The organism is Gemmatimonadota bacterium (assembly GCA_026705765.1).
Lineage (GTDB): Bacteria > Latescibacterota > UBA2968 > UBA2968 > UBA2968 > VXRD01.
Genome location: JAPPAB010000173.1, coordinates 1 through 14,475, shown reverse-complemented (window position 1 = coordinate 14,475; position 14,475 = coordinate 1). Strand labels below are relative to the sequence as shown.

The window sequence follows — 14,475 nt, the reverse complement described above, 5'->3', positions numbered from 1 at the left end:
CGAGAAATCCCCCCGCGAGAATAGAAAGCGAAAGCCCCAGAATAAGACGCCCGCTGATAATAGCCACCAGAATCGCAGCAACAGGTGGAAAAAGACTCCACGCCGTAACAGGCGACAAAACTTCCCCGCGTTCATCAGAACCGCGCACAGCAACGAGGTGATAATCCTCGGAGATTGCCACGCCACGAAATACAATCTCTGCACCCTCATCAGACGCATCAGGCCGACGACCTTGTGCTTCGGCAAAAGCCTTCTGCAACACGCGATCCGCATCTGGCGATAGCATCCACGGATGATCGCCAAACTGTTCCGCCAATTTGGGAATCGCAGTCAACAGTTGCTCGTGTAAAACGCGCTCCCGGTTCCCCGGCAAAACGCTCACCAGAACCACCGCAAGAATAAGCGCAAAAATAACCCGGACAATTGGATTTTTTAAAAGATCAGACAAATAAAACTCCTTTGATGAGCCTCGCCCCACAATCCAACCCAGGGGACTGGGGACTGCGACCTTCACCTCTTACGTCTTACATCTCACCTCTTAATATTCACTTGTAAAGATCACAAAACAATTCTATTTTGGAGCGGGAGGTAAAAGCGATGACCGCAAAAACACACTTGTATGCAATCCTGGAAAAAGCCGAAGAAGGTGATCTGCTGAGCCGCATAGTTGATCTTTTTATTATCACCCTCATCGTCCTGAATGTGACAATGGTCATACTCGAAACCGTCGAGGGAATTAATGAAACTTATGGCGAGTTTATCGAGCTTTTTGAAACTGTATGCGTGCTGATCTTCACCGTAGAATACCTGCTGCGTATCTGGTGTTGTACCGCAGATAAAAAATTTGCGCGCCCCCTGACTGGGCGGTTGGCATTTATGCTGACGCCTCTGGCACTGATTGATTTCATCGCCATATTTCCCTATTATGTCTTTTTACTCGTCACAATACCGCCCGAATACACGCTACCCCTGCGCTTGTTGCGATTATTTCGCCTGCTCAAAGTGGGCCGCTATTCGCATTCAATGCAAATGTTTGGCCGGGTAATATGGCAAAAACGCCATGAACTTTATATCGTAGCATTTGCATTGACGCTCTTATTAGTCATCGTATCCAGCCTGATGTATTTTGTCGAACACTATGCACAACCCGAAGCCTTTTCGAGTATTCCAACAACCATGTGGTGGGGAATAGTAACCCTGACAACCGTGGGCTATGGCGATGTCTTTCCCATAACGTCATTGGGCAAATTCCTGGGGGCAATAATTGCCGTACTGGGCGTTGGGATGTTTGCCTTACCCGCTGGCATCTTGAGTTCTGGATTTGTCGAAGCCATGCAGGAATCTCATCGCGAAAATAAATGCCCGCATTGCGGGAAAGACCTTAACAACCACGGATGAAATTGAGAAAGGAGTAAATGATGGAACTGGTCATTGGCAGCACAACGCGGCCTCTCAACGCCCTGTCATTTGCAGAGGCGTGTGAACACATCGCAGGCGCGGGATACACAGACGTAGCTGTATTTGCACACGATGGGGTTATACCCGTAAATAATGAAAGCAATGCCGCGCAAATTGCAGCCACCAAAAAAGCCGCTGTCCAGGCAGGCGTCAATCCATCCATGTTGCTCGGCAGAGCGCTGTTGGACCTCGGCGTGGATGGCGCAGCAGATGCGTATAAACAATTATTGGATAACGCCGCCGAACTCGGCGCAAAGTGGATATTGGAATTGGGAACGGGCAAAAAAGAATATTACGGCATATATCCCGAAGTCATGCGCCGTGCAGCCGAACACGCGGAAACCTTAGACCTGGGCATTTCCCTCAAGCCACACGGGGGCATCAGCCTGACAGCAAAAGAATTGATCGATCTGTATCACCAGATCAATCACCCCGCATTTGCGGTAAGCTATGACCCGGGCAACATCATTCACTACACACGCGGCGAAGTGCGCCCGGAGCAGGAAGTAGATGATATTGCAAAATACACCTCAACGGCGATTATAAAAGATTGTGCATTGGACTCTGAGAACAACCCCAATGTGCAGACCACAGCAGGAGATGGTGAAGTCGATTTTCACCGCATCTTATCCGGACTAACCGGTGGGGGATTCACAGGTCCTCTCTACGTAGAATGCGTCGGATCCAAAACGCCAGAAGGTATCGACCGCGACCTCGCATTCACGCTCGGATATATCAGGGGAATCTTGTCGAGCACAGGGTGTTGCTAATAGGCAAAACCGACCAATTCAAAGCCCCCGCAACAGTGTTACGGGGGCTTTTTGCGATTTGGCAAATTGACCTATGACTACAAATCGAGATCCGAAACATAATCTGCGATTTTCTTCGGCTGCCCATCCAGCGTCATCTCCATTGCGGCGATGACCATAGCATACGAAATAATATTTTTTTCAATGCGCGTCTCAGAAGGCGGTCCTCCGTCGAGCCAGTCGAGAAACTCATCAAAGAGATGATCGTGACCTTCCCATTCAATTTCTGGCGCTTCATAAACCTCTGGCTCTTGCCCAACGCGGTGAATAGTCACGGTAGCACCCTCGGCGATTTCTACCGTCCCCTCTTCAAATTCGGCGCGATAGTGTTCCCGGTGCCAGCAATTGGTAATACCCGCCGCTGAGCTATTACCCTCGTAAAACGTATGTGTGCCATTGTCCATATTCACGAGATACATCCCGCTCGAATGGTGGTCAAAACTCGACCATTCGGGATTCCAGCCAAAACCCATAAGCGTATCGGGCTCGCCACCCGAAAGAAAACGCAACATGTCAAAATGATGCACCGAGCCTTCAAAGAGAAGACCGAATTCCATCGTATGCCGCCAGGCTTTGCCCCACGACTCAAATTCCCGATAATCGCAGGCATAGCGCCCAACAATATGCTGCAGCCGACCGAGGCGCCCCTCATTGCGAATGCGAACGAGTTCCTGCTTGTTTCGGGCATAGCGATAATTTTGAATAATAGCGCAGGGCAAGCCCGTCTTTTGAGCAGCGCGAACCATATCTTTAGCCGCATCGAGCGTATCTGCAATCGGCTTCTCAGATATCACGGGCATGCCCGCCTCAAGCGCGGCAACTGTTGCCGGCGCGTGAAACGGCGGCGGCGTTGCCACGCCACAAAAATCGGCTTTGACAGTGGCCACAGCATCTTCGTGTGAAGTAAAAAGTTGATCTTTAGACAGACCAAGTGTCTGCGCCTGACGATCCAGCACATCCCGATTGACATCGACGAGACCGATGATTTTGATGCGATCTCCAAATTTTTGCGTCATGCGATTGATCCAGCCCCCTGCCATACCACCACCGCCCACCATAAGACACGTTTTAACTGCCATAGTACACTCCTGTTATTTGGAAAAAAAGAAACGGCGTGATACACACCGTTTCTTTGCGTAAAATAATAAGGCACGGCAAAATATAATACCACCTACCTGATTTTGCAACTGACCATTTGCTGGTCTTTCTCCTTGCGTCCAAAGTCGAAATCTAATATAGTCCAATCAATATAATACCCCGGGACACTATACCACATCATCTAAAAACAACAGGAGGACATTATGGAAGACCTTGAAACACAACAATACCTGCTCGACTTGCAGGGCTACCTCGTCGTTGAAAACGTCTTAACCGCAGACGAAGTAGCAACACTCAATGAACTATTTGACCAACAAAAACTGCCCCCACCGGGCGAAACGCAGCGATTTGGTAGCGCGCCAGACGGGCCGGGCTTTCTACAATGGGGAAAACCCTTTTGCGACCTCCTCGACCACCCTCAAATTATGCCCATATTGCGCTTCCGACTGGGCGACTGCTTTCGCCTTGACCGCCTCTATGGCATGTACATGAAAGCGGGCATGGGAAGAGGGCGTCTGCACGCCGACTACGGTGCCATGTCGCCCATTTCGGGATCGCTACCGGGCAAATACTTTAATTTTCCCAAACACGAGATCACCGACGGATTCATGGTTGTGGCGTGGAGTCTCACAGACGCGGGACCAGACCATGGGGGATTCTGCTGCATTCCCGGTAGCCACAAAAGCAACTACCGATTGCCCCAAAATATATTCGACGCCCCTGAAAAATCGCCCCTTATAATCATTCCATACGCACCCGCTGGCTCCGCTATTTTATTTACCGAAGCGCTAACGCACGGGACATCGGCCTGGTACAGCAAGCACGAGCGCCGATCTCTCCTCTATAAATACTGCGTAGCGCACACAGCCTGGAGACCCAATCGCGTCCAACCGCCAACCAACACAGAACTGACACCGCGCCAGCAGATTCTCTTCAGAGAGCCAGCAGAACCCCATCGTCACTTTCCATCGCTCTTTGAATGACATGACGCCTTACCGCCATATTCTCACTTTTTTAAAATTCGTCCAGTGAAACGTTCTGATTTTTATTACGAACTTCCCAATCACCTGATCGCACAATATCCAACGGCTGAGCGCGATGGATCGCGTTTAATGGTAGTAAATCGCACGCACCGCGAGATTGAACATCGAACATTTCGAGAATTGCCCAACTTTTTGCGCGCCGGCGATTGTCTGGTATTGAACGAAACGCGGGTATTTCCCGCGCGTCTAAAAGGATACCGGCCAATCACTCGAGGTGCAGTAGAACTTTTGCTCCTGCATCCCAATGGCGATAGCTGGGAAGTAATGGCGCGACCTGGACGGCGATTGCGAATTGGGGCTGAAATTGCTTTTGAAGGATCTGACCTGATTGCCACGGTCGAAGACGTACTCGATTCGGGCAACCGCCGCGTGCGGTTTGAGGGCAAAGGATCGCTGGATGAACTCCTAAAAACACATGGACATGTACCATTGCCGCCCTATATTCGGCGGGAAGATCGCGCCTCTGACAAAGAGCGGTATCAGACGGTCTATGCGCGCGTGCGCGGGTCTGTCGCTGCTCCCACTGCGGGGCTTCATTTTACCCCCGTTCTGTTGGCAAAAATTGAAGCATTGGGCATAGGTTTAGCGCGAATCCTGCTACATGTAGGACCCGGCACATTCAAACCAGTGAAAGCAGACGATGTGCGCGATCACAAAATGGGTGCGGAATTTTGGAAAATTGATGAAAGCGCGGCAGAAACCGTCAATCGATGCCGGGCAAATGGCGGGCGCGTCATCGCAGTGGGAACGACATCGGTGCGAACACTCGAGTCCGCAGCAGTAAAAATCGGATCAAATTGGCAACTAAAATCCGGCTCGGACTGGACGCATATCTTTATCTATCCACCCTACAATTTTCGATTGGTAGATGGTCTAATCACAAATTTCCATCTGCCAGAATCTACTTTACTCATGCTCATCGCCGCATTCATGGGGCGCGATTTTGCGATGCGAGCATATCGGGAAGCCGTGCGCGAAGCCTATCGGTTTTACAGTTATGGCGATGCAATGATGATATTATAGCGAAAAAGGAGTACCCTTTGAAAATCAAAAATTACGAAACTTATGTGCTGGGAACGCCCTGGCGCAATTTGACGTATGTATTTATCGAATTGGAAGACGGCACGCGCGGAGTTGGGGAAGCGCGCGTCCTGGGCAAAACACATACCGTGCTGGAGTTTCTGAAAGATACCAGACGACATTTTATCGGGCACAGTGTGTACGATATAGAGGACCTGTATTGCCGATTCACACTCCACGACTTTGGTGTGCCAGGTGAAGTTGTGATGACGGGGCTGGCACTCGTAGAGATGGCGTGCTGGGATTGCATTGGCAAATTGACCAATCAGCCCGTGTACAATCTGATCGGCGGCAAAACAATTGAACGCGTACCCGCGTATGCAAATGGCTGGTACACAGTGGAACGTTCGCCAGAAGAATTTGCCAGAGCAGCTCAAAAAGTGATCGACCGCGGATATATCGGTCTAAAATTCGATCCATTTGGCAATGGCAACCTGGAACTGACGCGCGACGAATTTTTCAAATCCGTTGAATTGATCGAAGCCGTACATTCCGTCGCAGGAGATCGCGTACAAATATTTGTGGAAATGCACGGTCGGTTTGCACCTCATCAGGCCATCGAAATCGCCAAAGCAATTGAACACCTGCGCCCGGGATGGATTGAAGAACCAACGCGCCCAGAAGATTTGGGCGCATTGACCAAAGTCGCGCAACATACACCCATCCCAATTGCAACCGGAGAACGGCTCTACAAAGCCGCAGAATTTAGAGACCTGTTCCCCATGCGGGTTGTGGATATCATCCAGCCGGATCTGAACCAGTGTGGCGGCCTGCTGGAAACCAAGAAAATCGCCTCAACGGCTGAAACCTACAACGTGATGGTCGCGCCACACAATGTCGGCGGAATTATCACCACCGTTGCGACCCTCCACCTGATGGCAACCCTCCGCAATGGCAAAGTGCTCGAACATTTTAATGACTTTGCAGATGAGCACGTCAAACGCGCGGGAACCCCGTATCCCGAAGTCGTAGATGGTCATTTCGAATTGCCCGGAGGTCCTGGCTGGGGCGTAGAGATCGACATCGACTTCTTGCGACAGCACGACGGCGACAAAATAGACGGCATATACGCCGATCCCGGCCTGAACATGTTTGTCAACGCCGACTGGGCCAGACGGGAACAGGATCAGTATAACATATGAACGCTAAAATCTGAAAGCTTATCATGAACTACGCCATCATTCTCGCTGCTGGGTCGGGAAAGCGAATGGGCACGCATATCCCCAAGCAATTTCTCGACCTTGTCGGACGTCCCGTATTGGCCTGGACATTGACCGCATTTGAACGCGCAGACCGCATTGACCGCGTTGTGCTGGTCGTGGGGCGTGAGGACATCGATACTTGTCGAGAACAATTCGGAAAGAAAAAATTTTCTAAAGTTGTCGATGTGATCGCCGGCGGTGCAGAACGGCAGGATTCTGTGGCCTGCGGGCTACAGGCGATCCCGCAAGATGCCGACGTAGTTGCTATCCACGATGGCGCGCGAGCTTATGTAACACCCGAAGATATCAATGCCGTAGTCCTGGCAGCGACTGAACACGGCGCCGCTGTTTTGGGCACACCAGTAACAGATACAATAAAACGCGTACAGGACAATCAAGTCGTAAAAACCCTGGACAGATCGACATTGCGAGCCGTGCAAACGCCCCAGGCATTTCGCCGTGACGTGATCTTCCGCGCCCATCGTGCTGCGCGCGAATCGGGCTATCTGGGTACAGATGATACGGCTCTGGTAGAGCGTTTGGGCGAAGCTGTAACCGTTGTGCCCGGGCGAGCAGACAACATCAAAATTACATCGCCAGAAGACCTCGACATGGGTTTGCACATTTTAGAAAAACGAGGCGACGTGACACCGACATTGCGAATAGGTCAGGGCTATGACGCACATCAACTCGTGAAGGACCGTGCGCTAATTTTAGGCGGCGTACATATTCCCCACGAAAAAGGGCTACAGGGCCACTCAGATGCAGATGTATTGACCCATGTCGTCATCGATGCCCTGTTGGGCGCACTGGGTGCTGGCGACATCGGTCAGCTCTTTCCCGATACAGACGCCGCGTACAAAGATATCTCGAGTCTCACATTGCTGGCGCGCGTAACTCACATCCTGAAAAAATCACACGCGCAGGTGCTCAATGTGGATGCAACCGTGATGGCGCAACGCCCAAAACTATCGCCGTACATTGAACAAATGCGCGAAAACATGGCGCGCGCATTGGAAGTGTCGGTCGATCTCATATCGGTAAAAGCAACCACAACCGAATACATGGGTTTTGTCGGACGCGAAGAAGGCATAGCAGCACAGGCGGTAGCGTTAATAAAAAGTTATTGACTTATTGTCCAGTTTATTCAAAAATGTAATCGCCTCCTGTGTCACATCCAAAGGATACAAATTGGAGTACTTTATTGAACTCTGGAATTCTTTTCTCGCCTACTTTACTGAACTCTGGAATTCTTTTTTTCCTTACTTTACTGAACTCTGGAATTCTTTTCTCGCCTATTTGAGAGACCAACCACCAGAGTGGATTTACCTTTTTTTGTTTCTGGGCGCTTTTTTAGAGAACGTAGTACCTATCATTCCTGGTGATACCCTGATTGTATTCGGCGCATATTTGGCCGGCATTGGGATAATCGCTGTCTGGCCTGCGTATTTTGCAATGTGGATAGGCAGCGCAGTGGGCTGTTTGCTCCTTTACGCCATCGCATTTGTAAAAGGGCGATCGTTCTTCTTACGGCTCAATATAAAGTTCTTGAATGAAGAAAACCTGCACCGCACCGAAATATGGTTCAATCGCTATGGTGACAAAATCGTCATTTTCAACCGCTTTTTGCCCGCCGTGCGGATATTTGTCGGCATTGTGGCTGGCATTAGCCAGATGCATCCCCTGCGCATGACGCTTTACGTGTTATTTGGCACATTATTGTGGAATAGTCTGCTGATCTACTTTGGCTTTACGGTCGGCGAAAACTGGCAAATCGTAGTCACTGTACTAAAAACTTATAATCGCATACTGGCAATATTAATGGTGGTGGGCATAATCGGATTCTGGTGGTGGCGGCGAAAAAAAAAGCAGAGAAAAAAATGAAAAAGATCCGCGTGGGAATACTATTTGGAGGAAAATCAGCAGAGCACGAAGTGTCACTGCAATCTGCGCGCAACATCATCGACGCGATTGACAAGACCAAATACGAAGTCGTGCCAATAGGAATCGACAAATCGGGTCAATGGTTCTTAAACGAAGCCGCACAACTATTGCCAGAAGCAAATACAGAAGGGCTTTCTGACGCAGATCAAAACGCGCTGATTACATTGATGCCAGAGGGACGCGGTGAACTCGTGGGACAGTCTGCATCCGACTCGGTCGATGTGGTCTTTCCCGTCTTGCACGGGCCGCTGGGAGAAGACGGCACAGTACAGGGATTTTTGAGATTGGCCGATGTCCCCTATGTAGGTGCCGATGTACTCGGCTCGGCTGTGGGGATGGACAAAGACGTGATGAAACGCTTGCTGCGCGATGCCAATATTCCCGTTGCCGCGTGGCGAACAGTACATCACTTCCAATTGGACAGTTTAGATGTAGATGATGTGATTTCAGAACTGGGATTGCCTCTATTTGTAAAGCCAGCGAATTTAGGCTCATCAGTCGGCGTGAGTAAAGTACACGACAAAAGCGCGCTAATTCCCGCGCTGAAAGAAGCATTCCGCTACGACAAGAAAGTACTGATCGAAGCTTTTGTCGAAGGTCGGGAAATCGAATGTTCGGTATTGGGCAATGAAACGCCCATTGTTTCAATCCCCGGCGAGATCTTGCCCCAGCACGAGTTTTACTCTTACGAAGCGAAATATCTGGATGAAAAAGGCGCGATCTTGCACATCCCCGCTGATTTATCCGAAGAAGCTGTAAAGCAGGTACAGGCCCTTGCCATTCGCACATTTCAAGTCCTGTGCTGTGAGGGCATGGCACGCGCGGATTTCTTTTTAAAAAATGACGGCACCTTTGTGGTAAATGAAATCAATACCATTCCCGGCTTTACGCGGATCAGCATGTATCCCAAGCTGTGGGAGGCCAGTGGCATTTCTTATACTGAATTGATCGATCGCCTCATTCAACTGGGCATTGAACGCTACGAACGCGAGCAAAAACACAAGACATCGTTTTTCTAAAAGGTAAGAGTTGCCAAAAATCGCCCACTTGTATATCTTTGACGGATCAGCCGCCCTAGCTCAGCTGGTAGAGCACCTGATTTGTAATCAGGCGGTCAGCGGTTCGAGTCCGCTGGGCGGCTCCACAAAAAACAACGGGTTATGACAATATGTCATAACCCGTTTGGCATGATACTGAATCTCTGCCCCGTGAAACACGCTTGTTCTCAGAATATCATGTCATATATTGCATATCAAAAGAGGGAGAATCTTTTCGATGGTAGGAACGGGAACAACGGAAATATTCATCACATTTTTATTGGCTATCGCAGGATATGTGGGATTGACCACTGTGGTTGTGCTCACGCTACGGGAACGGCACCCGACCGCGCTGTGGCGAGCTATCGCACTCATCATTCTGGCACATGTGCTCATGGTGTGGATTTATCGCTATGACTGGCAATTCGATCTCGCCGTGCGAAACGGTTATGCGGGATTTGTCATTTTCCACACCGCACTCGCGTTAATTCTGATCTCTACCTTTGTCAATAAAAACCTATCTCAAAAACTCATTCACCTGTCATTTGTCATAGCGACAATGGGCGCGACCGGTGCATCGCTTCGATATGACGAGGTCTCAATGTACCGCTACATTGTAATCCCCTGTGGTCTGATCGGCGGGATAGGACTTATCAAATTCTATATTCTGGATCGTAAAAAAAGGAAGGCCAACCTCTTTTCGTAAAAAAAGGAGACTGCGCTATGAACAGACGCTGGCTAAACCATTGCCTGACAGAAGACGAACGGCTCGAATTTGAAGATCGGGGTTATCTGATTATTGAAAACGCGCTGAGTGATGCCAAAAGAAGACAACTGACCAGAGCCGTTGACCGCGTCAATGCCGAAGAACGCGAAAAGCAAAAAATCGAACCACATAATCGAGTCCACGAACGCGACTTTCTGGGGCGAGACCGTGCATTTATTGACCTCATAGATCACTACACCACATTCCCAAAAGTTTGGGGGATTTTGGGCTGGAATATTCAAATCTATCTGGCACACCTGAACGTCACGCCTCCCGAACCACCAGATAGCAAACGCGGTTTGGGAATCGGCTGGCATCAGGATACCGGGCGCGTGAATCAGGAAATGGAAACAAACCCGAGGCCCCGCTTATCGGTCAAAGTGGCCTACTTCCTATCGGACACAAGCGAACCGGGACGCGGCAATTTTCACGTCATACCGGGAAGCCAGTTAAAAAATAAGATGAAGTGGCCGAACGGAAATCGCAATCAGATGGTAAAAGGCGCCGTCCCCATCCTCGCCCCCCGGGGTACAGCCGTTATTTTTGACCGTCGATTGTGGCATTCGGCAAGTGCAAATTACTGGACGCAACCCCGCAAGGTGCTCTTCTACGGCTACGCTTACCGCTGGCTTCAAGCCCGCGGTGAATGCAACGTGGAAAATTTCTGGGATGAACTAAGTCCAATCCGAAAGCAAATGTGCCGGCATTCCCCATCGGGCATTCACGGCTACACATCCCCAGCAGAAGAGGATGTGCCATTGAAAGGCTGGATCCGAGAATATCAGGGAAAAGAAGCTGTGATGCCTTGACATGCCCCATGTGCTTATCCCGTTAATGGTAAAACATCAAACAAAATAGCCCGCGTTATATATTCAACACGGGCTATCTATTTGGGGAGTTTCCCCTGCCAAATCGGATACCGTATATCTGCCTTCTGTACTTCGCGTTGCAACCACTGATTAAACAGAAGCTTGCGGATCTCCTTTTTTATTCGTTCATTTAGGGTTGCTGGGTAGCGTTCTTGCAACAAATACAGCGCAAAGCCTTTCGATACTTTTTCCGGTCCCAAAATTTCACCTGGTGACACGGCAAAAACGCGCGCAGCAATCCCCTTTGGCAACTGCTTGCGCCGCACACGACCCAAAAAGCCACTACCTGATCGCGTGCGTGCATCTTGAGAAAACCGACGCGCCATCGCGTAAAAGTCTGCGCCATCTTCTCGTATCTGCAAATCAACCTCGTCAATCACACCCTTATCCGCGTGAAAAATCCAGCAAACCTCCGCCTCATCAAATTCCAGGGTGTGTTGCGCGAAATAGGATTCGACCTGTCCTTTAGCAATCTTCTCAGACAGCAAAAACTCCAGCCGTCTCACCTCGGCATCTTCTGCCACATCCTGAAGTGTAATACCTCGCTTTGCGAGATAGGCCTCTGTATCTTCCACCCGTTCGAGGCGATGTTGATACCGCCAGTCATTCACCTTGTGCTGAATATCTTCACGCGCTGCACAAACACCCTCGCGTCGGGCGAGTTGCCGGATCAATTCTCTGCGTTTAAATTCATCAAAAAAACGCAGATTATCAGCAACACCCATCTGCCGCACGATATCGCTTAATAACACCTCGGCACCATTGATCCGAATTAGTGTCACATCTCCTACCATCACAACGCACCCTCCTCAACATCGTACTTCGCCGACTCATAAAGCTGTCGCAAAGGAGAAAGCAACATCAGCAAAACCGATTGCCGATCTGTCATAATCTCCGCTGTCCCCTTCATACCAAACATCAGAGGCTTGTCATATCCCTTCACGCGCATGGTATTTTCTTCCAGTTCAACAACGCACTTAAACATCGGTCCAATACTTTCATCGATCACCGCATCGGGCGAGATGGATGTAAGCCATCCGCGTTTGATGCCAAAATCCTGAAAAGCATACGCATCGTATTTCAGCTTGACCAACTGCCCAACTTTAAGCAAACCCACATCTTTATTCAATACCATCACTTCTGCAATCATCGGTGCCGAGGCTGGTGCCAGTGCAATTAGAGGCTGTCCCTTGTTGATCACCTGTCCGACTACATTCACCATCACCTGTGTGACAATTCCCGATTCAGGTGCCAAAATCAGATCCGACTCGGCCTCCAGGGTGCGATCAATGCGTTTGCGCGCCTGTTCCAATCGCAAGCGTGCAGTCTCATAAACGTGTTGCATCTGCGATGCCTCGCGCTCGTGTGCAATGCGCGCCTCTGTGATTTGACGCTTGAGATCAGCCACTGCCATTTCATTCTTGTATATCTCCGACATGCGCGACGGAAGTGCGGACAGAGCACTCAAATACTGCACACGCGCGCGATTCATATCCGCTCGGCTGATCAACTCGCGCTCAAACAGCGTCTTTTGCTGCAAAAATTCCCCTTTCAAATGATCAATCTCTGCCTGTCTAAAACCGATCTGCGCTTGCAATCCCGCGTCAGACATTTTGGTTTTCGATCCCTCAATACCGCCTGCATTGCTTTGATAATCTTCCAACGCATCCTGGTGCGCCTCCATAAACCGCTGCAAAACAGAAAGACGTTGTTCCAATGCCCCTATCGTCTCTCGATTCAACCTCGCCCTTTGAGGCAACACCGTCTTGAAATCGTACTCTGCCTTTTGAAAAGCCATCTTTGCCTGTTCCCATTCCCTCAACTCTCCCCACGTCTCCCAGGATTTGAGCTTGAATAACACCTGCCCTTTCTCGACATGGTCCCCCTCTTTCACACCAATCAACTCAATCTCACCGCCTCGCTGCGCCTGCATCGTCTTCACCTGTCCGAGGGGCACAAGCCGAAAAGGTGCTGATGCCACCACATCTACCTTACTCCACCACGCCCAGGTAATGGCAACAATCACAAACAGCAGGACAATATAGAGCAATGCTCGCCCCCAAAAGGGCCGCAAAGATCCCATAAATGCATGCACCTCTTCTGCTGCGTCATCTTGTCCCTGGATTACACCGGGAGATATTGTCTCTGCTGGTGTCTCTAAAAGTGGTTCTGCCATTATGAGGCACTCCTTAAAAGCAATCAGCGGTCAGCTATCAGCCCGCTCAACCACACCACCCTAAAACTACACTACCTTACTCACCCCAGTCTCCAGCCCTTCATACTACTTGCAACTGTTGACTGCACATGTGATAATACAACCCCTGTTGCACCATCAACTCATCGTGTGTGCCCATCTCCACAATATGACCCTTATCCAGCACCACAATCGCATCCGCATCGCGCACTGTACTCAACCGATGCGCAATAATCAACGCCGTGCGAGCATCCAAAAACAGATCTAAATTTGCCTGTATCGCCTGTTCTGAATCTGTATCTAAGGCATTGGTCGCCTCATCAAAAATCAAAATTTTCGGATCACAATACAGCGCCCGTGCAATCGCGATCCGCTGTCGTTGTCCACCCGATAATCCCACACCCTGCTCACCCACCTTTGTCTCATAGCCCAAAGGCATATCGCTCACGAAATCGTGTACACACGATAATTTCGCCACTTCCAAAATGCGATCCATATCCGCATCTGACTGACCAATAGCGATATTTTCTGCAATGGTACCACTAAACAAAAACGGCTCCTGCATCACCATACCCACCTGACGCCGCAACCAATGAGGGTCCAGATCTCGCACATCCATATCATCTAAGGTCACGCGACCCTCTGACGGATCAAACAAACGAGGTACCAACTTTACCAACGTCGTCTTACCCGCGCCGCTGCGTCCCACAATCGCAACTTTTTGACCCGGCTCAAGAATCAGATCTATATTATTCAACACATACGGTTCATCAGAACCCACACCATATCTAAAAAACACCCCCTCAAAAACCACGCGCCCTTCCAAATGCTTTAAGACCAAACCCTGACCCTGTTGCCGCGCATCCTCTATCTGCGTGTCATACACATCATTTAACCGATCCAGCGCAATACGCGCTTCCTGCACCTGCGGCCATATCCCAATCAACCCCATAATCGGTCCCATCACATTGCCAA

General features: G+C 49.9%; 15 protein-coding genes and 1 tRNA gene. 11 read left to right on the top strand and 5 right to left on the bottom strand.

The annotated features are described in order from the left end of the window. The coding region (locus OXH16_21930; GenBank protein ID MCY3684066.1) for a hypothetical protein at positions 1-448 on the bottom strand (448 nt) is incomplete at its 3' end. Positions 449-597: 149 nt separating this feature from the next. Here OXH16_21930 and OXH16_21925 point away from each other — a divergent pair. Together OXH16_21925 and OXH16_21920 are read left to right on the top strand one after the other, a co-directional pair. Next, positions 598-1,398, top strand: coding sequence for an ion transporter (locus OXH16_21925; GenBank protein MCY3684065.1), 801 nt, complete (start codon positions 598-600; stop codon positions 1,396-1,398). 20 nt (positions 1,399-1,418) lie between these two features. Further along, positions 1,419-2,228, top strand: a complete 810-nt coding sequence (locus OXH16_21920; GenBank protein MCY3684064.1) for a sugar phosphate isomerase/epimerase — start codon at positions 1,419-1,421, stop codon at positions 2,226-2,228. A 77-nt stretch (positions 2,229-2,305) separates the two neighbouring features. Here OXH16_21920 and OXH16_21915 read toward each other — a convergent pair whose 3' ends face one another. Further along, entirely contained in the window at positions 2,306-3,346 is a 1,041-nt protein-coding gene (locus OXH16_21915) for a Gfo/Idh/MocA family oxidoreductase (protein MCY3684063.1), read from the bottom strand. Positions 3,347-3,568: 222 nt separating this feature from the next. Here OXH16_21915 and OXH16_21910 point away from each other — a divergent pair, with 222 nt between their 5' ends. From OXH16_21910 to OXH16_21870, 9 genes are all read left to right on the top strand, one after another. Then, positions 3,569-4,348, top strand: coding sequence for a phytanoyl-CoA dioxygenase family protein (locus OXH16_21910; protein ID MCY3684062.1), 780 nt, complete (start codon positions 3,569-3,571; stop codon positions 4,346-4,348). 45 nt (positions 4,349-4,393) lie between these two features. Next, on the top strand, positions 4,394-5,431 hold the full coding sequence (gene queA / locus OXH16_21905) for a tRNA preQ1(34) S-adenosylmethionine ribosyltransferase-isomerase QueA (GenBank protein MCY3684061.1): 1,038 nt from the start codon (positions 4,394-4,396) through the stop codon (positions 5,429-5,431). Positions 5,432-5,448: 17 nt separating this feature from the next. Then, positions 5,449-6,630, top strand: coding sequence for a mandelate racemase/muconate lactonizing enzyme family protein (locus tag OXH16_21900; GenBank protein MCY3684060.1), 1,182 nt, complete (start codon positions 5,449-5,451; stop codon positions 6,628-6,630). 23 nt (positions 6,631-6,653) lie between these two features. Next, the gene (gene ispD, locus OXH16_21895) at positions 6,654-7,820 is read left to right on the top strand and encodes a 2-C-methyl-D-erythritol 4-phosphate cytidylyltransferase (protein ID MCY3684059.1); all 1,167 of its coding nucleotides are present in this window, start codon (positions 6,654-6,656) and stop codon (positions 7,818-7,820) included. 61 nt (positions 7,821-7,881) lie between these two features. Then, complete coding sequence (locus OXH16_21890; GenBank protein MCY3684058.1) at positions 7,882-8,574, top strand: DedA family protein; 693 nt, start codon at positions 7,882-7,884, stop codon at positions 8,572-8,574. Next, positions 8,571-9,653, top strand: coding sequence for a D-alanine--D-alanine ligase (gene ddlA / locus OXH16_21885; GenBank protein MCY3684057.1), 1,083 nt, complete (start codon positions 8,571-8,573; stop codon positions 9,651-9,653). The genes OXH16_21890 and ddlA overlap by 4 nt, the downstream gene beginning before the upstream one ends. A gap of 49 nt (positions 9,654-9,702) precedes the next feature. Next, a tRNA-Thr gene (locus OXH16_21880) sits at positions 9,703-9,778 on the top strand. Between the two features lie 131 nt (positions 9,779-9,909). Next, positions 9,910-10,377, top strand: coding sequence for a hypothetical protein (locus OXH16_21875; protein MCY3684056.1), 468 nt, complete (start codon positions 9,910-9,912; stop codon positions 10,375-10,377). A 17-nt stretch (positions 10,378-10,394) separates the two neighbouring features. Then, a complete protein-coding gene (locus tag OXH16_21870; protein MCY3684055.1) occupies positions 10,395-11,246 on the top strand; it encodes a phytanoyl-CoA dioxygenase family protein in 852 nt (283 codons plus the stop codon). 77 nt (positions 11,247-11,323) lie between these two features. Here OXH16_21870 and OXH16_21865 read toward each other — a convergent pair whose 3' ends face one another. From OXH16_21865 to OXH16_21855, 3 genes are all read right to left on the bottom strand, one after another. Then, complete coding sequence (locus tag OXH16_21865; protein ID MCY3684054.1) at positions 11,324-12,100, bottom strand: peptidylprolyl isomerase; 777 nt, start codon at positions 12,098-12,100, stop codon at positions 11,324-11,326. After that, positions 12,100-13,482, bottom strand: a complete 1,383-nt coding sequence (locus tag OXH16_21860) for an HlyD family type I secretion periplasmic adaptor subunit (GenBank protein ID MCY3684053.1) — start codon at positions 13,480-13,482, stop codon at positions 12,100-12,102. The genes OXH16_21865 and OXH16_21860 overlap by 1 nt, the downstream gene beginning before the upstream one ends. A gap of 100 nt (positions 13,483-13,582) precedes the next feature. Continuing rightward, positions 13,583-14,475, bottom strand: an 893-nt coding sequence (locus OXH16_21855; GenBank protein MCY3684052.1) for an ATP-binding cassette domain-containing protein, incomplete at its 5' end; no start/stop codon positions are given.

Coding starts and splice junctions, on each gene's coding strand:
- OXH16_21910 (MCY3684062.1), top strand. CDS start 3,569: ATGGAAGACCTTGAAACACAACAATACCTGCTCGACTTGCAGGGCTAC.
- OXH16_21860 (MCY3684053.1), bottom strand. CDS start 13,482: ATGGCAGAACCACTTTTAGAGACACCAGCAGAGACAATATCTCCCGGT.
- OXH16_21875 (MCY3684056.1), top strand. CDS start 9,910: ATGGTAGGAACGGGAACAACGGAAATATTCATCACATTTTTATTGGCT.
- OXH16_21870 (MCY3684055.1), top strand. CDS start 10,395: ATGAACAGACGCTGGCTAAACCATTGCCTGACAGAAGACGAACGGCTC.
- ispD (MCY3684059.1), top strand. CDS start 6,654: ATGAACTACGCCATCATTCTCGCTGCTGGGTCGGGAAAGCGAATGGGC.
- ddlA (MCY3684057.1), top strand. CDS start 8,571: ATGAAAAAGATCCGCGTGGGAATACTATTTGGAGGAAAATCAGCAGAG.
- OXH16_21915 (MCY3684063.1), bottom strand. CDS start 3,346: ATGGCAGTTAAAACGTGTCTTATGGTGGGCGGTGGTGGTATGGCAGGG.
- OXH16_21865 (MCY3684054.1), bottom strand. CDS start 12,100: ATGGTAGGAGATGTGACACTAATTCGGATCAATGGTGCCGAGGTGTTA.
- OXH16_21925 (MCY3684065.1), top strand. CDS start 598: ATGACCGCAAAAACACACTTGTATGCAATCCTGGAAAAAGCCGAAGAA.
- OXH16_21920 (MCY3684064.1), top strand. CDS start 1,419: ATGGAACTGGTCATTGGCAGCACAACGCGGCCTCTCAACGCCCTGTCA.